Below are 20,197 nucleotides of genomic sequence, written 5' to 3' on the forward strand. Positions count from 1 at the left end.
AGCCCCTGCCAAAGCAAAAGCTTTTTTTGTAGCAATTCATTCTACTATAATAAAAACATATTGTCAAGAACTTTTTTTGCTATTTTATTATGCTAGTAACAACGCCTGATCCAACTGTTCTTCCGCCTTCTCTGATAGCGAATCTTAATCCTTCTTCGATAGCGATTGGGTGGATTAACTCAACTATAAATCTTGAGTTGTCTCCAGGCATACACATTTCTATTCCTTCTTCTAAGTCTATTTGTCCTGTGATATCTGTTGTTCTGAAATAAAATTGTGGTCTGTATCCGTTAAAGAATGGTGTATGTCTTCCACCTTCTTCTTTTGTTAATACGTATACTTCTGCATTGAATTTTGTATGTGGTGTTATTGATCCCGGTTTTGCCAGTACTTGACCTCTTTGGATGTCTGTTCTTTGTACTCCTCTAAGAAGTGCTCCTATATTGTCTCCTGCTTGTGCCTGATCAAGTAATTTCTTGAACATTTCTACACCTGTACACACTGTTTCTGTCGGTTCGTCGTTTAATCCTACTATTTGAACTTTATCCTGAACCTTCAATATTCCTCTTTCTACTCTGCCTGTCGCTACTGTTCCTCTTCCTGTGATTGAGAACACGTCTTCTACCGGCATTAAGAATGGTTTGTCAACGTCTCTTTCCGGTGTTGGTACCCATGCGTCAACTTCTTCCATTAACTTAACTATTTTATCTCCCCATGGTCCGTCCGGATCTTCTAATGCTTTTAATGCTGATCCCACTATGATTGGTGTGTTGTCTCCGTCAAATTCATATTCTGATAATAGTTCTCTTACTTCCATTTCAACTAATTCTATTAGCTCAGGATCGTCTACCATATCTTCTTTGTTTAAGAATACTACCAGTTTAGGAACTCCTACCTGTCTTGATAACAGTATATGCTCTCTTGTTTGTGGCATCGGACCATCTGCTGCTGATACAACTAAGATTCCTCCGTCCATCTGTGCTGCTCCTGTTATCATGTTCTTTACATAGTCAGCATGACCCGGGCAGTCAACGTGTGCGTAGTGTCTGTTTGCTGTTTCATACTCTACGTGTGATGTTGATATTGTGATTCCTCTTTCTCTTTCTTCCGGAGCTTTATCTATATTGTCATAGCTTACAAATTCTCCGGTTCCGAATCTCTTATTCAATGTCATTGTGATTGCTGCTGTTAATGTTGTCTTTCCATGGTCTACGTGGCCTATGGTTCCAATATTTACGTGTGGCTTATTTCTTTCAAATTTTGCTTTTGCCATTTCTTTCCTCCCTGAATTTCTAATTATTCATTCATTATTTTGTTTTTTATGCAGTGAACCATTACGGCATAAGCCGTTATTTGGAGCTTACGAGCAGACTCGAACTGCCGACCTCTTCATTACCAATGAAGTGCTCTACCACCTGAGCTACGCAAGCACTATGCATGTTGAAATTCCAAGATTTCATATTGTTAGTGCTTCATTTTTTGCTTTTAAGAGCACCTACTTCCTATTTTTCTTTGTAGATTATAACACCGAAGGTAGAATAAATCAAGAGTATTTTTCGTAGAAAAGTGGGGCCATGAAATAAAAAAATGGTTATCATCTAACCATTTTACTAACACAATATTTTCTCTTTATTGCTGCTGATTTTCTTTTTAGCTCTTTGCAATGCGTTATCTACTGATTTTATGCTTTTATTCAAAGCAGCTGATATTTCTACGTATGATTTACCCTTTCCATACTCAGTCAAAACAATCTTTTCGAATTCGCTTAATTCTTCGGACATTACGCTATAATACTGTTTAATTTCTTCCTTACATATAATTACATTTTCCGGATTTAATCTTTCCAAGTCGGAATAACACCCTCCAATATTAATTTCATAATCAATATTAGAGTAATCACAAACTGACTGAATATTACTTAACACTTCATAAGATTTAGTTTTCCTTATTGCTGTAATAACCTGCCTTCTGATGCACACTTCAGCAAAGCCGCGGAAGCTGTTTCCCAATTCTTCATTGTAACCTTCTATTGCTTTCATTAAGCCAATCATAGCTTCCTGAAACAAATCATCGATACCGCCGCCCACTAAGAAAAAGGAACTTGTAATCCTTTTAATTATATATGTGTACCTCTTATACAAACACCTTTCGGCATGGTCATTTCCATCCTTTATCTCTCGAATAAGTTCCTCGTCTGAAAGTGCGTCATATCTTTTTTTATAATCTAAATTACTAAAAATGCTAATAGAACTTATCATTGACTTCCCCCATTAAACGTAATAAATTAGTAATTTTTTCACAAACCAACAGAGAATTATATGAAAATCTTAAGAAAGCTTTGCGAAATTCTTAAGAATGTTGTATGAAAATTATATTAAATTTTACAATTAGTGTCAAGACATTATATATTTCTTCTCAGTTTTTCTAATTTTTTCAAAGTTTCAGGTCCTAAAACCTGGTCAATATTTGTTCCTTTTTGTCGAGTTTTTTCATATTTTGTTCTAATGTCCTTTTTTGTGTTCTCAAGTTCCAAAAGCATTTCCTGTGCGGATATACGTGTTCCTCCTCTTGAAATCACTATCTGTTGTATGGCCGAATCAGAGGTTGCCACCTGAACACTTTCGTATCTGCCTATTTTATCAAGCTGTTTTTCTATGTAGCTGTCTGCCGTTTCATGCTCCTTCGTATAAATAATTTCAACTCCTGCAATTATTTCCTTTTTCTCAATACTTCCCTTAACTAAATGAGCATCAAAGACAACAATTAATTTTATGCCTCTGTATGCCTGATATTCAACTAATAGCTCTATAAGCTTATTCCTCGAATTTTCTATATTTCCGGAAATATCTTTATAATAGTTCCATTGATTTATAATGTTGTATCCGTCTACAAATAAATATTCTTTTTTTGTGCGAGCCATTTCAAAATCCTCTTTGCTTCATAATTTCATAAATTATAATAGAGGCTGCGCATGATGCATTTAAAGAATTTACTTTGCCCTTCATAGGAATTTTAACTAAGGTGTCGCATTTTTCCTTAACCAATCTGCCTATTCCAAAGCCTTCACTTCCTATAACCAAGCCAACGGGAGCATCAAATTTCTCATCCGATATATTATTGCCGTCCATGTGAGCACCATATATCCACAGACCCTTTTGCTTTAATTCTTCAATTGTATTACTTATATTTGTAACTCTTGCGATCGGCAAATATTCAACAGCTCCGGCAGAGGATTTGGCAACCACACCGTTTACCTGAGCTGCTCGTCTCTTAGGTATAATGATGCCATGAGCACCCATACATTCTGCCGTTCTTATAATTGCTCCTAAATTATGTACATCTGTTATTTCATCAAGAATTATAACAAACGGCTTTTCGCCTTTTTCCTTTGCAAGATTTAAAATATAATCAATTTCCTTATATTCATACTCCATTGCTTCGGCAATGACACCTTGATGTCTTTTATTTTCGCTTAATCTGTCAAGCGTGGCTTTATCAACATTTTTTACAAGGATATTTTTCTGTTTGGCAAGCTCAATTATTCTCTTTAACGAGCCGTCTGTTACATCCCTGCTTACTAATATTGTATCTATTTCCGCCTCACTTCTCAAAGCTTCAATTACAGGATTTTTACCCTCAATTATCCTCATTTTTTTCATCCTTTTCGTTTATTATATTAACTGTTTTATTAAACAAAATCATCAGCCTGTTAATGTCATTGCTTAGATAAAGATATCCGAACAAAGCCTCAAAGCCGGTTGCATATCTGTATTCCATCAGCTCGGCATTCTTAGGCGAAGATGTTATTTTTGCATTTCTGCCTCTTTTAACTATCCTTTTTTCTTCTTCTGTCAGTTCATCCTCAAGCTTACTTATTACATAAGCCTGAGAACTTGCTTTCACAAAATTTACGGATATCTTATGCATTTTATTTACATTTATATCGTGGTTGTGGATAATGTAGCTCCTGACCAGCAGCTCATAAACAGCATCACCTGCATAAGCCAACTGTGCAGGTGAATACATAAAAAATTTTTTTGAATCTGAGGTGCTGCTTAAATTTCTTAATAATTCTTCATCTGTTGTTTTATTTAGTTTATTCTCTTCCAATTTACACCCTGTCTCGTATCTTCCAGCATTATCCCCTTTTCTAACAGCTCTGCTCTTATAGAATCGGCTAACTGGTAATCTTTATTCTTTTTGGCTTCCTGTCTTTTTTGAATCGCTTCTTCGATGTACTCAGCCATACCATCACGAACACCATCATCGCTCTCATCTTCTTTTAATAAGTCCAAAGACAAGACTTGTTCAAAATCTTCAATTAACTTTATCTTTTCATCATTAGTAACATCATCTGCTTTTAGCATGTTGAACAAAACAGTCAGCGCATTAGCGGTGTTTAAATCATCTTCGATACATTTTTTAAATTCATCCTTTATTTTAACTGCTGCTTCGCTTAATTCATCTGCTCCGGCTGAATCAGTATTTTCCTTTAATGCTTTAACTCTGTTTTTCAATTTTAAATATGCATTTTCGGCAGATGCCAGTGAATCAAATGAAAATGCAAGCTGTTTTCTGTAATGAGAGTTTAATACAAAATATCTGTAGGACAGAGGATTAAATCCTTTTTTCTCCAACAGCGCCAAGGTTAAAAACTCACCGCTTGATTTACTCATTTTCCCTTCGTTATCAATTAAAAATTCACCATGCCACCAATATTTAACCCATTGCTTGCCTGTATAGCTTTCAGTCTGTGCAATTTCGTTAGTATGGTGAACAGGAATGTGGTCGACACCGCCGCAGTGTATATCCATTTGATCTCCCAGATTGGTTAAGCTGATAACCGAGCATTCGATATGCCAGCCGGGATAACCTACTCCCCATGGAGAATCCCACTTCATTGCCTGATTTTCAAACTTTGACTTGGTAAACCACAAAACAAAGTCCTGGGGATTTCTTTTTGCTTCATCGACAGAAACCTCATCTCTTGAAGCAATCCTTAATTGCTCTAAATCCATACCTGAAAGCTTCGTATAATTATCTACCTTGGTTATATCAAAATATACATTACCATTGGCAAAATAAGTATATCCCTTTTCCTCCAATGTCTTTATAAAGTCTATGTACTTGTCGATATAATCCGTAGCTTTCGCCACAATATCCGGTTTTTTTATATTTAATTTTTCAATATCTGTAAAAAATGCATCAGTATAATGCTGAGCAATTTCCCAAACGGTTTTATTTTCTCTTTTTGCACCCTTAAGCATTTTATCTTCACCATCATCTGCATCTGATTCAAGGTGTCCCACGTCGGTTATATTCATAACTCTTTTAACGGGGTATCCGACATATCTCAAGGTTTTTTCAAGTACATCCTCATGTATGTACATCCTTAAATTACCTAAGTGAGCGTAGTTATAAACGGTTGGCCCGCATGTGTATATCTTTACCATATTTTCATCTATAGGTTTAAAATCCTCAATTTTTCTTGAAAGTGTATTATAAAGTTTCATAAAAATTTCTCCTTATTATTTCATTTACTCCGCATTCGTCATCCTGAACGATAGTGAAGGATCTCAGCACTTGATGACAATAACGAAGTATACTTAGGCAACTTCTATATAGTATTCATTATATTATAGGTAAAAGATAGTATCAAGCTATTTTTCATGCTTAAGTGTAATATAACTGTAACGGTTAATTTGTCGAACAATGGTATAATGTGCGTATACATATTACAGGAGGACGGCATGAAAAAAGTATTAGCTTTTGTCATTTTAACATTAATCCTTTCAATTTCTTTTGCATATGCACAAACAGGGTATACGAATATTTCAAGCATTGCACTATACAACGATACGGATTATTCTTCCAAAATTAATGACACTCTTAAAATAAGCACTAAACTACATATATTAAATGAAACCGAAGATTGGTACTATGTTAAAACAACAAGCGGCAATACAGGATGGATAGAAAAATATTTCGTTACTGTACCTTCACAAAGGTTTGTTGTCAATAATACAAACAATCAAATTAATATAAGAACGTCACCTACCACAAGTGCAAAGGCTGTAGGTCAATTGGCTCCCGGAGAAAAGATTAAATACGTTGATACGTATCACAGCTGGCATATAATTGAATTCGGCGGTGACGAATGCTACATAGCAAGCTGGCTGACCGATATAGAATATGCCGCTTCACAGGAAATAATATTATTATATGATACAATAAATATTCGTGACAATGCATCCACAAGCAGCAATGTGATTGCACAAGGAAACAAAAACGATACATACAAAGTAACAGGCGAAAAAAACGGATGGCTTCAAATAAGGCTTCCTGACGGTAAAATCGGCTATGTGGCAGGATGGCTGACATCCTACGACAGCAATTATTTTTCTGAAGGCAGTCAGGGCCATAAAAAAACAACTGATGAATTAAACCTGAGAACCGGACCATCTGTTAACAATAGCAGGATAACAACTCTTAAAAGTGGAGAATCCATAACGGTTGTAGAAACTGTTGACGGATGGAGCAAGGTCGTTGCAAATAATGGAATAATCGGATGGGTAAATGATTATTACCTGAAGGATGTATATCCCCTGTCAGGAAAAGTGATACTGCTTGATCCGGGTCATGGAGGAAAAGACCCCGGAGCAATAAGTTTTTCGGGTAAATATGAAAAACATATAAACCTTGAGGTTACAAACAAGCTGAAAAACGCTTTAGAAGCATTAGGTGCAAAGGTGCATATGACAAGAAACAGCGATACATACATAGCCAATAAGGAAAGAGGCAGAATGGCTGACAGATTAAATGTGGACATATTTCTGTCAATTCACCACAATTCTTTAAACAACAGTGACTACTTTGGACTTTCAACATATTACAACACCATTAAGTACAAAAGTCCATCACAGGGTTATAATTTAGCCGAAGCAATTTACTTAAATGCAATAACCATTAACGGTGTTTACAGAGACGGTATACTTGATAGAAATTTTGAAGTGTTGAGAGAAACAAACAGGCCTGCTGCTTTGATAGAAATCGGATTTATGTCAAATCCTCAGGAAGAAATGAATATCCATAACGTAAGCTTCCAGAACGTAATGGTGGAAAAAATATCAAACGGAATAGTGGATTACTTCCAACAATAGAGACCCAGAGGGGACGGTTCTTTTTGGGTCAACAAAAATGTTGACCCAAAAAGAACCGTCCCCTCTGGGTCTGTTATAAGAACAATGTTGTGAAAACCTCGGCTACCAAATCATCCTTCACTGCCAAAGACAATAATTTGTTGTGCTTTATGAAATCCGGGATGCTTTTAGTAAATTTAACAGGATTTTTTCTGAATTCACCAATAACTAAATCGAAAAACTCAAGAGAATTATAAATATTGAATTTTTCAATTCCTAATTTTTCAGCGATTCTTTCAGCCAGTCTTATGCAAATATCCTCATAATCGGCCCTTCCCTTCATATCTAAGATAGACTCCAACCTTGGAAGTATCTTTTCAAAAAGCATGCGGTCCACGCTGATATCCTCAAAGCCTAAGGTTCTTCCTACCGTTTCTATCCTATCCTTATTTGATATCATGAAATTCATCAAAAGCTCAATGAAATCCCCTTCGTAGGGAACACAGTAATACCTGAAGCCCTTCAGCTTTTTAAATACCTTAATGGTATCATAGTAACCAAGCTTTATCAGTTCATCAGCTCTTTCGCGGTTAAAATCGAGCGCTTCAAGCATACTTCCCAGACTTCCGTCCGCCGGCTGAATATATGTAATTCTTACATCCTTATTTCTGACCTTTCTGACAATACCCACAGCCATGGTTCTCACTGCTATTATGTCTGTATATCCCTTATTTACGAGCATGCTTATAGGAAGGTTGTTATAAAAGCCACCGTCCAGATATTTTTTACCGTCAACTTCCTCTATTCTAAAGGCGGGAAGATTGGCGCTGGCTATTAAAAATTCTGTCAACTTTCCTTCAGGTATATCTTCCTTATAAAGCTCCACAGGTTTTTTGTCGGTCAGATTTACTGTCACAATACCATAATCGATGGTCGAATTCCGTATTTTGTCTTCATCAATATATGTATCAAACAGCACTCGGATTTTTGATGTATCTAAGCCGCGGTTATTCAAAATTTCCTTAGATTGATGAAGTAAATAAGAAAAATTAATTTCATGAAGATTAAAATGCTTTAAATCAACTATTGCTTTTTCATCAATGTCAAATAGTTCATAAGAATTGATGCTGTACCAAATTTTTTCTAACAAGTCATAATCATCTTGTACCATCATAGCACCATTAATGGCTCCGATAGATGTACCTGCAATTCCCCCTATTTCAATATTTAATTCTTTTAATGCCTTATATGCCCCAACATGATAAGCGCCCTTTGCGCCTCCGCCTTCTAATACTAATCCGTACATTTTTTACTCCACAGATAATAGTTTAACAGAACTTACACCCTTTAATTTTTTTAAATCTGCAATAATATCATCAATCGGTTTTCCGATATCAGAAATATCAAGCGACAAATTTACAGATGCCTTGCCGTTAATGGGTATACTTTGATTGATGGTGAGAATATTTACATTTTCTTGCGACATATAATTTAATACACTTGACAAAATTCCTTTTTCGTGTCTTAGCATCATAGAAATTACTGCTTTTCTGCCTATTGAATTTTCGTCGGGAGAAAATACGTAATCCTTGTATTTATAATATGTGCTTCTGCTGATTCCAACTATTTTAACCGCCTCGCTGATACCCTTGACGCTGCCGTTATTAATTAGATTTCTTGCCTCAATAACCTTATCATATACATCCGGTAATATTTTTTTGCTGACAATTAAATACTTTTTCAACATACATCCACCTCTCAATTTTATTTTATGATTACACCTGATCTATCTGCGTTTAAAAATTTTATATCCCATTTGTTTTTCAAATACCTCGTACTATTTTCCATATTTTTTATAAAATCAGGGTCATTGGTTATATTCATTAAGGTTGGACCCGAGCCGCTGATAAAAAATGCGTGAGAGCCATTTTCCAAACAGATTTTTTTAACCTCATCATATTCAGATATTAAGGTTTTTCTGTATTGCTGATGCAACATATCCTTTAAGCTGACACTTATTAATTCAAAATTACCTTCTTCTAAAGCCTTTAACAAGACAGCCGTTCTTGAAACGTTAAAAATCGCATCTTTAAAAGAAACTATTGAGGGTAAAATTTTTCTTGCCTCATGGGTCGAAGTTTCAAAGTCCGGTATTAATGCACAAAATTTAATTTTGTCACTAATACTATACTTCACTGAGTAAACTCCGTTTTCAACGATGGCAGCAGTTAAACCGCCATACACCGCAGGTGCCACATTATCAGGATGCCCCTCAATCTCAACAGCAATTTTAAACAATTCATCCTTTGATAAGTTACCCTTCAATAAAGCATTTGCTCCAAAAACACCGCCAACTATACATGCCGAGCTGCTTCCCAATCCTCTGGATACAGGTATATGAGTATCCATAGTTATTTTTAACCCATATGAATTTTTTTCTAAATTTTTACCTAATAATTTTGCCGTCTTTGCAAAAGATTGATACACTAAATTTTCTATATTTTTATATTTATCCGGGCAACCCTCAAATACCAACCCCTCATTTATTTCTTCAAATGTATACGTATTATATAAATTAAGGGCAAGTCCCAATGTATCAAAACCGGGACCTAAATTTGCAGTTGTTGCCGGAACAGTAACCTTAACCATGAAGCCTCCATAACAATTGATTTGCAATTAATTAGCGATGATTTATGAATGGAGATTCCTCACTGCGTTCGGAATGACAGTACCGTGTCGTCCTGAGCAAAGCGAAGGATCTCATCTTTTAACTATCCTTCTTACGAACTCTTCCATTTCATTAATTTCACATACTTTTGTATGAATTACTTTTTTATTGTTGAGTCCTTTTAAATTTTCGGGAATAGGAACTCCTGTTTTTTCAGACAGCTCCTCCATTATTTCAAATTCATTTTTATCATTTGATCCGAACAATGATTCATAAACACTTTTCGAAAATTTATAAGGACTTGCCGTTGATAAAACTATGCTGACGCTCTCGTCTCCCGTTTCTCTTTTGTAATCCGCAAGTGTTTTATAAGCTACAGCAGTATGAGTATCAAGAAGATAATCGTAGTTATCATATACTTCTTTAATTGTTTTCTCCGTATCTTCTTTAAAAACACATCCTGCATAAAATTCTTGATTGATTTTTTCTTTCATTTCATCGGATACTTCATATTTACCCTGAGAATTTAATTGCTCCATCATGGCTTTAACTGCTTCATTATCCTTATTGCTCATATAATAAAGCAATCTTTCTAAATTGCTCGAAATAAGAATATCCATGGATGGTGATATTGTTTTGTGAAATTCTCTGTTTCTGTCATATACACCTGTTTTTATAAAATCATACAATACGTTGTTTTCGTTAGAGCCACACAAAAGCTTGTTTATCGGAAGACCAAGCATTTTAGCGTAGTAACCTGCCAATATGTTGCCGAAATTTCCTGTCGGAACAGAAAAGTTAACCGCATCTCCCATGCTGATTTCTTTTTTTTCGATTAGCTGAACATATGTGTAAAAGTAATAAGCGATTTGGGGAACTAACCTTCCTATATTTATAGAATTGGCGGAAGAAAATATTTTATTGCTTTCTTCAGATTCTTTTATAAGCTTTTCATCTGTAAATATTCTTTTAACTCCTGTCTGAGCATCGTCAAAATTTCCCTTTATGGCACAAACATGGGTATTTTTCCCCTCTTGCGTTATCATTTGAGCTTTCTGAACCTCACTGACTCCGAATTCAGGATAGAAAACCGCAATCTGGGTACCTTTTACATTCTTAAACCCTTCCAAGGCCGCTTTTCCCGTATCTCCCGAAGTCGCGGTAAGAATTATAATTTCTCCGTCTACATCATTCATTTCATAGGATGTTGTCATCAAATGCGGAAGGATTGAAAGTGCCACATCTTTAAATGCAGATGTGGGGCCGTGGAACAATTCCGTTATAAACGAATCACCGACCTTTACAACAGGAGTAATTTCATCCTTGCTGAATTTTTCAGTGTATGCCGTTTTCACACATTCCTTTATTTTAGATGCAGGTATATCATCAAGCATGAATCCAATAATTATTTCCGCAATTTCTATATAATTTTTGCCGGTTAAGCTTTCTATATCAACACATTTATCAATGTCCCTTAAAACAAATAAACCGCCGTCCTCAGCGATGCCCTTCAACACTGCTTTTGAAGCAGTTGTTTTTAAATTTGAATTCCTTGTGCTTTCATAACTCTTAAACATAATCCCTCCGCTGCCCATAGTGATAATAATATATAATATACTGTTCTCAGAATAATTACAAGTGTTTTTTTAATGAAACACATTACCAGGCATGTCAACAAGAAATAATTGCAATAAGTCATAATTGTGATAAAATAATAATAGATAACACCAAAAGGAGTCACCTATGAAATACATAAGTATACTTGGTTCAACAGGTTCCATAGGAACACAGACATTGGACGTAGTAAGAGAGCATGCAGGAAACTTAAAGGTATGTGCCATTACCGGAAATAATAATATAGAGCTGCTGAAAGAACAAATAATAGAATTTGAGCCGGAGCTCTGCTCTGTTATGAGCGAAGAAAAAGCATTGACTTTGAAGAAAATGCTTCCAAAGGATTGTAAAACAGACATATCCTTTGGTATGGACGGTCTCATGCAAGCAGCAGAATTTGAAAAAAGTGAAATAGCAGTTACTGCTATTTCAGGTATGATAGGATTAAAACCAACGGTTGCAGCTATAAAAAAGCATAAAAAAATTGCACTAGCCAACAAGGAAACATTGGTTACGGGCGGCAGCTACATAATGGACTTAGCCAAAAAATACAACTCTCAAATAATCCCTGTGGACAGCGAACACAGCGCTATTTTTCAGTGCTTAATGGCAAATGAATATAGATCTGTCAATAAAATATTGCTGACGGCTTCAGGCGGACCGTTCAGAGGTAAGGATACCGAATATTTAAAAAATGTAACTGTAGAGGATGCTTTAAAGCATCCAAATTGGTCAATGGGTAAAAAAATTACAATAGATTCGGCAACCTTAATGAACAAAGGCTTAGAGGTAATCGAAGCAAAGTTTTTATTTGACATAGAGCCGGAGCAGATAGAGGTTCTTGTCCACCCCCAGAGCATCATACATTCGGGAGTTGAATTTATAGACCATTCCACAATTGCACAGCTTGGACTTCCTGACATGAGGGTTCCTATACAATTTGCTTTGTTTTATCCGGAACGTATTCATAACAGCTACAAAAGTCTGTCACTTACGGATATAGGTAATTTAACATTTGAAAAACCGGATATGGAAGTGTTTAAATGCCTAAGGCTGGCTTTCGATGCTTTAAAAGCAGGAGGTACTATGCCGGCAGTATTAAACGCATCAAATGAAGTATGTGTCGATTTATTTTTAAATAAAAAAATAAGTTTCCTCGATATAGGAAACATAAATGAACAGGTTATGCTAAAACACTCTTCCGTAAAAATTGATTCAATAGAAACAATCTTAGAAGCCGAAGAGTGGACAAGGCAAACTATAGGTTCGCTAATGAATATTGAACATTGAATATTGAACAGTTTCTGACAGAACGCTGAGGCGTTCTTTTTTTTGTAATAAAAGAGAGAAGTTGTACATAATTTATAGTATATAATATTAGGGTGGTGAACTTCTTGACTAATTATTGGGATCTGATTGAAAAAGATGTTGTTAATATTAAAGACGGAGAAATTATGGGTAGATTTGACGACGTGGAAATAGATACAAAAAAAGGAAAAATTATTGGCTTTTATATAGAAGAAGCAAGCAAATTTATGGGTATGCTCGGAAAGTCCAAGGCAAGAAGGATTAAATGGGAAGAAATATTAAAAATCGGTATTGATGTAATAATCGTTAATGTCGACGATGACGTTAACAATAAGGCAATAAAAGATATGCTTGAATGATTATATATAAAATTGCCAAAGGATTTGTGCACGCACAAATCCTTCATTAACTGTTCACTGTTCATTATTCAATGTTCACTGCTATTTGAATCCCTTTTTCAACTGAGCGAGAGCCGATTTCTCCAGCCTCGATACCTGAGCCTGGGAAATTCCGATTTCTTCGGCTACCTCCATTTGGGTCTTACCTTTATAAAAACGCATATCAACAATTTGCTTTTCCCTTTCAGATAAATTGCTGATACTGTCCTCCAACGTTATTTTTTCAATCCATCTTTCATCTATGTTTTTTTCATCCTTTACCTGGTCAACCACATAAAGTGCATCGCCACCGTCATTGTAAATAGGTTCGAACAACGATATCGGCTCTTGAATAGATTCTAATGCAAATATGATTTCTTCCTTGTCAACGCCGATTTCGTTAGCTATCTCGGCGATAGTCGGCTCCTGTGAACCGCTTGAAGTAAGTCTTTCTCTTATTTGTAACGCTTTATAAGCTGTATCTTTCATTGACCTTGATACTCTGATAGAATTATTATCTCTTAAGTATCTTCTGATTTCACCGATAATCATTGGTACAGCATATGTAGAAAATTTCACGTCTAAGGACAAATCAAAATTATCAATTGCCTTTATAAGACCTACGCAACCAATTTGAAACAAATCATCAACCGGCTCATTTTTAGAATTAAACCTTTGAATAACGCTGAGCACAAGACGTAAATTGCCTTTAATAAACTGTTCTCTCAGCTCAGTGTCACCTTCTTGGATTTTCTTAATCATACCTCTCATTTCTGAAGTTTTAATCGTAGGCAATTGAGAAGTATTAACGCCACATATAACTACTTTGTTTATCATCGCCGTTTTTCCCCTTTAACAAATTTATCCCCCTTAAAAATTATCTCCTTAGTACTGTTTTTTATACTGCTTTGTTGATTTCCTTTTTTAGCCGATTTAGTATCTTTTTTTCAAGACGAGATATATAAGATTGGGAAATACCAAGCATATCCGCAACTTCCTTCTGAGTGAAGCTTTTAGAATTATTAAGGCCGAACCTTAATTTCATGATCATGTATTCCCTCTTGTTTAATTTCTTGATTGAATCATTCAATAAATTTAAATCTACTTCATTTTCCATATCTTTGAAAACAACGTCTTCTTCAGTACCCAAAATATCAGACAGCAAAAGTTCATTTCCGTCCCAATCGATATTCAGCGGTTCATCTAATGATATTTCCGCTTTTGCCTTACCCACACGCCTCAGATGCATTAAAATTTCATTTTCGATGCATTTGGAAGCATACGTTGCAAGCTTGATATTTTTTTCAGCTTTAAAAGTATTGACTGCTTTTATAAGTCCGATTGTTCCTATCGATATTAAATCCTCAACATTAATTCCTGTAGATTCGAATTTTTTCGCAAGATAAACCACCAATCTCAGATTGTGCTCAATAAGGATTGTCTTTGCTTCATCCGAATCCTTTAATTTGTTTATTATTTCCTTTTCTTCTTCCTGGGACAGCGGTGCGGGAAGTGTGTCACTTCCTCCTATGTAAAAAATATCTTCTGCAAATCCCAGCTTATCTATTATAAAGTTAAATAAATTTCTAAAAAATTTTTTAACATACATTAACAAGCTCATTATTTTGTTCCAACTCCCATTCAAGTATTTTGTTAAACAATAAAGCGTCGTAATCCTCCTTTTGACTGATTTTTTTTGGATACAATCCAATGATTGCATCTGCTGTAATTTTTTTTGCTGTATTTTTTTTATTGAAATTATCCATTATCTCAATATCATCAGGGATAATACAAACCATCATCTCACCCTTTGAACTGATTGTATTGAACCTTATTATCCTCAGGTTTATATCGCTGTGACTGCTTAAAATTTCCTCATAGCTTTTTTCTTTGTTGTAAAAGCTTAAGACACTGGTATACAATTCATCTCCCAAAATATTTTTAATGCATTGTATGTTTACAACAATAACCGGCTTTCCGGTCAATGGATCGGAAAGCTCATTCCCTGTATCAATGAATCCTTTAATTGACTTACTTCTGCCTGATAAACCGATAGTAACTGTCCTCATGTAATTACTTTTTTCCTGCCTTAATTTTATTTCCTTAAAAAAGAAGCTTAATGCAACATATCCTATAAAAAAGGATATGACAATTACACTTACCGTAACCTTTGAATAAGTAAAATAATATAGACCGGTAATAATTCCGACCATTATCAAGGACGTAATATAAAAGCAAATGATAACTCTGATATTGGCAAGTATCCCCTTACAATCAAAAGCAATCATAAGCATTAATGCGGAAACACTGAACTTAACTATAAAATAAGTCATAAAGGCTTCGGCTATATAAGCAGTTAATATAACATATAATGCACCAACTGCCGAAGCAACAATTAATCTTTTGTAAATGATACCTTTCTTTACCAGCTTACCCGTAATGAATAATAAAATAAAATCAATAATAAAATTTTCAGCGAAGACATATTCAACATAATAAACCATCTCCACCTCCAAAGCTGTTAAGCTATGTTATCAATTATAAGTGACGATTTAAAAATATTTTGTCAATTCGTGTCTCCAAAAATAAAAAAAAGCACGACTTTATGAATATAGCCATGCATTACTATATATAAAAAATAAATTTTTATTACTTGAATTTTTCTATCATTTCATTCATATTTTTACTTTTTTCAAACCCCTCTATCAAATCCACAGTCTGATGAGTGTCACCAATCAAAATTCCTCCGGACAAGATTCCGTCCACAAAGTATAATTTCTTGTAATTGTTTCCGTCGACTGCTTCATATGTCTTATAATCTTTTTCAGAGTCAGATCCTACATCACCTATGGAAAATACACTGATACCAAATGCGTTCAACGTAGTAGACGGAATAATATTTGCATATACGCTGCTTCCACCCACAGCATTGATTCCGGCTGTCTTTCCTTGTTCAATCGCCTCGCTCCAAAGTGCATAATTAATGCCGTTAAATTCGGCGCAATCCCCACAGGCATAGACATCCTTAGCCGCAGTTTCCATCTTTTCATTTACGACTATGGCTCTTTTAATTTCAATCTCACAGCCCTCGGCAATTTTGCTGTTTGCTTTTACTCCCGTTGAAACTATAACAAGCTCCGCATCAACTTCCTCTCCGTTGTCAAGAAGTATTGCCTTTGCTTTCTCATCTCCTATAATTTCTTTAGTACCGACACCTTTTTTAAAGCTGACTCCAAAATTGCTTAAAGCTTCCTCCAACACCCTTGACGCATCTTTATCAAGCTGTCTTGGTAAAATCCTGTCGGCAACCTCAATTACAGTTACTGTAAGTCCAAGCTTTTTAAGCTCATTTGCAGCTTCCAAGCCGAGAATACCTCCTCCGATAACGACACCCGTCTTTTTTCCCTTGGCATATTCCTTTATAGCTTTTCCGTCTTTAGCATATCTCAGTGTAAATACACCCTGCTTTTCCCTGCCCGGGAATGGCGGAACAAATACTTCTGCTCCAGAGGCAATTATTAATTTAGTATAACTTAATTCCTGACCATCGTTTAATATAACCTTTTTATCAGCGGTATCAATTTTCTCAACTAATTTGTTCAATAAAAGGTTTACGTTGTTTTCCTTAAACCAAGTATCATCCTTTATAACCATCGACTCAACAGTCACATCATCATTTCCGAGCATCTTAGACAATTGAGGTCTGAAATAGCCCTTTACATCTTCCTTAGATACAACTGTCAGCTTGCTATTCTTGTTTCTTTTTCTGATTTCTATTGCCGCATATAAGCCTGCCCCGCTGGCACCGATTATAATTATATTTTCTTGTTTATCAGTAGTTTCACCGATTACCTCATCTTCTAATTTAACAAAATATTCGGGCTCTACCCCGCAAACCGGACAAGCAGCAGGCGGACTTTCTCCCTCCATAATTTCTCCGCAAACAGTACACTTCCATCTCATACACAATCCTCCTAAATTATCAATCATTTTGCATTAACCCTGCAAATGAAATTATACCCTTATTATCTGAACTTAAACCCAATATATGTTAATAACTTGTTGATCTCATACATCAATAAAGCGAAAAAAACGGAGCTTATACTGCTCCGTCAAATTCATTAAGATATAAGGTCAGACTATTGTATTTTTTTCTTACTTAGAATCAAACCTATAGCTATCATCATTACTCCAATGATTATCAAAACAGTTGTATTCAATACGTAACCTGTTTCAGGCAAGGTGCTTAAAGGAATTACAGCATCTTCAATCATTTCATCATCAGTTGAATGAGCTTCTGGTTCAGGTGCTGTTACTACATCTAAAGGAATAACCGGGTCATCAATTTGAATTACATTATCATTATCTTCATTGTTGTTATTTTCATTGTCATTATCTTCTTCATCATCATTGTCATCATCAACGTCGTCATCGTCATCATCATCTCCATCATCAATAACATGTGATTCTTTAAGATTAATGTATATAGGCATATGTGCAGTTAATGATTGAAGTTCATTATTTGCTTCGGTATCCATGTAAAGAGAATATTTTAAATCTACGGTATCTCCCTTATTTATGCTGAATTTGTCTTTTGTATCCAAGGTGTATCCTTGATATTTACCATCGTCAGATTTAAACAATATATTTTCAAGGCTCGTATAGTCTATTAATATTTTATCAAATGACAATATAATACCTTTCTCCACTTTTAATTTTACATTTTTTAAGAACGAATCAAAAACAATATTTGGTGGATAATCATTTCCTATTACCATATTATTTATTCCAACTGCTAAATTATCAACATCCACTTTTCTGAATTCATTTTTTATCCTGATAACACCGTTGATTCCGCCAATCCCATTTTCAGCATCTGCAACTGTACCCGGATATAGCTGTCCGGAAAAAAGGTCTCCATCTTGTACTATACCTCCCTCACTGTTTATAGTAAGCAGTACATTCGGACTGTCTATGGGCGTGGCAGAAAATGTGTACGACATAAAATTGCTGACTAATACGCCTCCTACCAGCACAATTGCAAATATTCTAAATACTGTTCTAAATATTTTATTTATTATTTTCAATCCGTTCACCTCTCTCAGGGATGAAATATATACCTTATTTAAGCAATTGTATTGTCTGATGACGTGTTTTCAGTTTCTTCAATTTGTTCAACATCAATCAGGTATTCTAAACTGAATACAAAGGCTTCGTCTTCATTGGATACGTAAAATTTATTTATTTCTTTATAATCGTCGCTGTATTTATATAAAATAGGCTTTCCGATTTCATCGGAGATTTTGACCAAATCATTAATAGTTTTAACGGTTATTGCATCCTGAATATCTATATCAGAATCCAAAGCAACCAGTCTCTCGCCATGCTTTTTAAATATTTTTCCTAATGCTTTTTCCAACGAGTCCTTGACAGGACTTACTGCCGTAAAAAATATTAAGATTATAAGTGCAATTACAAAGACAGCTAAAATCACAGCATAGCCTATTATCCGGCTTTTATTTACCGGAAGAGGCTCATCAACAGTTTCTTCAATTGCTGCGGGTTTATCTATAATGTTGTTCCCCGTTATTTCAAACATCTGTACATCAAGGGGAATCGTTATGCTCGGCGACATAATTTCTTCAATACTTCCTTTATCAGTTGTTCCTTCCAGATTAACATTCATCGATAATGTCAATGATGCCTGACAATTTATTTTTGATGCTTCCTTTATATCTTGAACGAATAAATTATATTCGTCTATATTCAAATTTACTTTTTCGTTTATTGATACTTTACCATCTTTATTATTAAATTCTTTTACTTGCTTGATGGGAAAATCCTTCTCCCATATATTAGTGATTTTTTCCCCATCTCCCATATATCCTTTTACTTTAGCGGTAATATCATAATTACCGTTGATTTCGGCGTCTCTTTCGCCTGTAAATTCATATTTTAAATCTGTATCTATATAATCAACAAATTCGGTTATGTATAATTTCCCTTCACCTAATTTATCCTCTGTATATAGGTTGTTTGGCTTGAGGTATATTTCATAATTTATTGATCCTTTATTGTCGTAGCTGTAAGACGGAATCTTTTTTTCTTCAAAACCGGGATTGTATGCTTCATTGTAAACTAAGTATGCAAAAATCATTATAGAAATAACTGTAATTGCAATCAATCCTAATCTTATTTTTTTTTTAATTTTAAACTTCATGCCAGCCCCCATAGGTCTTTGTATGTTATTAATGTGTTAATTCAAGTGTAAGAGTTTAACCTCCTACACTTGATTATTTCAATAATTCATTAAGTGCAATTTATTGACTAATTATTGAATATCTCCATCTCCTCCATAATTTGTATAAGGATTTGAGTTTGGATCAGTTGTCCATTGTTCCCAGTTAAATGTTAATTTGAATTTAACGGTTTGATCCTGCAATGCATTTTTCGCATTTTCATCTAATTTAAATTGAATGCATCCGTCTTCATCATCAAGACCTAATGATAACGAACCTTTTGGTTCAATTACTATATTATAATTGTTTAAGTCATCAACCAATACACTAAGTGCGCTTTGTACCGGATGCCATTTTCCATCTACATGACCATTTCCAAATTTCCCCATAGGTTCGATTTTTCCATCACCATTTATGTCAACCTTCCATGTAGTTTTAGCTTTTAGTGAGTTAAGTAAGGATTTATTTCCATCTAAATATTGAACATTAACACTTTTAAGTTTAGCTGGAATTGTACCATTGTTAGTTGTTGTCATATCAAATTGAACAACTCCTCCTGGATACAAATTTCTTAATTCTACTTCAACCGAATTGCCATCCTGATTAATAGTTACATCATTCTTTGAGTTGCCCTTTGTCCAATCAAAATGATGCCACTCATGTGATAGATTATCATCTTGTCGTTCCCCGGTTCTCACTGTAGCTTTGGTAATTTCCATGTTGAAATTACCAGTTTTTATCGTAGTATCTACAAATATTTGTTCCGACCATGCTGCATATCCTGCTCCAACCATCATTATTGATATTACCATGATTAAAGCAATTAATTTAGTTTTTTTCATTTTTTCCACT

General features: G+C 34.9%; 20 protein-coding genes and 1 tRNA gene. 3 read left to right on the top strand and 18 right to left on the bottom strand.

Features of this window, described 5'->3' with window-relative positions:
* Positions 1 to 79: 79 nt before the first annotated feature.
* The 7 genes from tuf to cysS form a co-directional block, all read right to left on the bottom strand.
* Entirely contained in the window at positions 80 to 1,273 is a 1,194-nt protein-coding gene (gene tuf / locus HZF24_RS08865; RefSeq protein ID WP_179237951.1) for an elongation factor Tu, read from the bottom strand.
* Between the two features lie 81 nt (positions 1,274 to 1,354).
* A tRNA-Thr gene (locus HZF24_RS08870) sits at positions 1,355 to 1,430 on the bottom strand.
* 180 nt (positions 1,431 to 1,610) lie between these two features.
* Entirely contained in the window at positions 1,611 to 2,258 is a 648-nt protein-coding gene (locus HZF24_RS08875; RefSeq protein WP_179237962.1) for a sigma-70 family RNA polymerase sigma factor, read from the bottom strand.
* 143 nt (positions 2,259 to 2,401) lie between these two features.
* Positions 2,402 to 2,920 (bottom strand): NYN domain-containing protein, encoded by a 519-nt coding sequence (locus HZF24_RS08880; protein WP_179237963.1) that lies wholly within the window; start codon positions 2,918 to 2,920, stop codon positions 2,402 to 2,404.
* Position 2,921: 1 nt separating this feature from the next.
* Positions 2,922 to 3,650, bottom strand: a complete 729-nt coding sequence (gene rlmB, locus HZF24_RS08885) for a 23S rRNA (guanosine(2251)-2'-O)-methyltransferase RlmB (RefSeq protein WP_179237964.1) — start codon at positions 3,648 to 3,650, stop codon at positions 2,922 to 2,924.
* Entirely contained in the window at positions 3,637 to 4,110 is a 474-nt protein-coding gene (locus tag HZF24_RS08890; RefSeq protein ID WP_322790734.1) for a Mini-ribonuclease 3, read from the bottom strand. The genes rlmB and HZF24_RS08890 overlap by 14 nt, the downstream gene beginning before the upstream one ends.
* Positions 4,092 to 5,513 (bottom strand): cysteine--tRNA ligase, encoded by a 1,422-nt coding sequence (gene cysS, locus HZF24_RS08895; protein ID WP_179237965.1) that lies wholly within the window; start codon positions 5,511 to 5,513, stop codon positions 4,092 to 4,094. Before cysS ends, HZF24_RS08890 begins: the two co-directional genes overlap by 19 nt.
* Before the next feature lie 237 nt (positions 5,514 to 5,750).
* On the opposite strand from cysS, the gene HZF24_RS08900 reads away from it, so the two are divergent.
* Positions 5,751 to 7,160 carry an N-acetylmuramoyl-L-alanine amidase gene (locus tag HZF24_RS08900; protein ID WP_179237966.1) on the top strand — a complete coding sequence of 470 codons (1,410 nt, stop codon included), beginning with the start codon at positions 5,751 to 5,753 and terminating at the stop codon, positions 7,158 to 7,160.
* Between the two features lie 73 nt (positions 7,161 to 7,233).
* On the opposite strand, the gene HZF24_RS08905 is transcribed toward HZF24_RS08900, so the two are convergent.
* The 4 genes from HZF24_RS08905 to thrC form a co-directional block, all read right to left on the bottom strand.
* Complete coding sequence (locus tag HZF24_RS08905; RefSeq protein ID WP_179237967.1) at positions 7,234 to 8,445, bottom strand: patatin-like phospholipase family protein; 1,212 nt, start codon at positions 8,443 to 8,445, stop codon at positions 7,234 to 7,236.
* A 3-nt stretch (positions 8,446 to 8,448) separates the two neighbouring features.
* Complete coding sequence (locus HZF24_RS08910; protein ID WP_179237968.1) at positions 8,449 to 8,886, bottom strand: ACT domain-containing protein; 438 nt, start codon at positions 8,884 to 8,886, stop codon at positions 8,449 to 8,451.
* 17 nt (positions 8,887 to 8,903) lie between these two features.
* Positions 8,904 to 9,788, bottom strand: coding sequence for a homoserine kinase (gene thrB, locus HZF24_RS08915; protein WP_179237969.1), 885 nt, complete (start codon positions 9,786 to 9,788; stop codon positions 8,904 to 8,906).
* 111 nt (positions 9,789 to 9,899) lie between these two features.
* On the bottom strand, positions 9,900 to 11,384 hold the full coding sequence (gene thrC / locus HZF24_RS08920) for a threonine synthase (RefSeq protein WP_179237970.1): 1,485 nt from the start codon (positions 11,382 to 11,384) through the stop codon (positions 9,900 to 9,902).
* Between the two features lie 166 nt (positions 11,385 to 11,550).
* Between thrC and HZF24_RS08925 the strand changes: the two genes are divergently transcribed.
* The gene (locus HZF24_RS08925; RefSeq protein ID WP_179237971.1) at positions 11,551 to 12,711 is read left to right on the top strand and encodes a 1-deoxy-D-xylulose-5-phosphate reductoisomerase; all 1,161 of its coding nucleotides are present in this window, start codon (positions 11,551 to 11,553) and stop codon (positions 12,709 to 12,711) included.
* 104 nt (positions 12,712 to 12,815) lie between these two features.
* Positions 12,816 to 13,088, top strand: a complete 273-nt coding sequence (locus HZF24_RS08930) for a YlmC/YmxH family sporulation protein (protein ID WP_179237972.1) — start codon at positions 12,816 to 12,818, stop codon at positions 13,086 to 13,088.
* 81 nt (positions 13,089 to 13,169) lie between these two features.
* On the opposite strand, the gene sigG is transcribed toward HZF24_RS08930, so the two are convergent.
* From sigG to HZF24_RS08965, 7 genes are all read right to left on the bottom strand, one after another.
* Positions 13,170 to 13,943: an RNA polymerase sporulation sigma factor SigG gene (gene sigG, locus HZF24_RS08935; RefSeq protein ID WP_179237973.1), complete on the bottom strand. Its 774-nt coding sequence runs from the start codon at positions 13,941 to 13,943 to the stop codon at positions 13,170 to 13,172.
* 61 nt (positions 13,944 to 14,004) lie between these two features.
* Positions 14,005 to 14,727, bottom strand: a complete 723-nt coding sequence (gene sigE, locus HZF24_RS08940; protein ID WP_179237974.1) for an RNA polymerase sporulation sigma factor SigE — start codon at positions 14,725 to 14,727, stop codon at positions 14,005 to 14,007.
* Positions 14,705 to 15,610, bottom strand: coding sequence for a sigma-E processing peptidase SpoIIGA (locus HZF24_RS08945; protein WP_179237975.1), 906 nt, complete (start codon positions 15,608 to 15,610; stop codon positions 14,705 to 14,707). Before HZF24_RS08945 ends, sigE begins: the two co-directional genes overlap by 23 nt.
* A gap of 145 nt (positions 15,611 to 15,755) precedes the next feature.
* Positions 15,756 to 17,069, bottom strand: a complete 1,314-nt coding sequence (locus HZF24_RS08950; protein WP_179237976.1) for an FAD-dependent oxidoreductase — start codon at positions 17,067 to 17,069, stop codon at positions 15,756 to 15,758.
* A 176-nt stretch (positions 17,070 to 17,245) separates the two neighbouring features.
* Complete coding sequence (locus tag HZF24_RS08955) at positions 17,246 to 18,193, bottom strand: LPXTG cell wall anchor domain-containing protein (protein ID WP_179237977.1); 948 nt, start codon at positions 18,191 to 18,193, stop codon at positions 17,246 to 17,248.
* 38 nt (positions 18,194 to 18,231) lie between these two features.
* On the bottom strand, positions 18,232 to 19,326 hold the full coding sequence (locus HZF24_RS08960; protein ID WP_179237978.1) for a DUF5305 domain-containing protein: 1,095 nt from the start codon (positions 19,324 to 19,326) through the stop codon (positions 18,232 to 18,234).
* A gap of 111 nt (positions 19,327 to 19,437) precedes the next feature.
* A complete protein-coding gene (locus HZF24_RS08965) occupies positions 19,438 to 20,187 on the bottom strand; it encodes a hypothetical protein (RefSeq protein ID WP_179237979.1) in 750 nt (249 codons plus the stop codon).
* Between the last annotated feature and the right edge of the window lie 10 nt (positions 20,188 to 20,197).

It is taken from the genome of Sedimentibacter hydroxybenzoicus DSM 7310, from assembly GCF_013403245.1.
In the GTDB taxonomy this organism is placed as follows: domain Bacteria; phylum Bacillota; class Clostridia; order Tissierellales; family Sedimentibacteraceae; genus Sedimentibacter; species Sedimentibacter hydroxybenzoicus.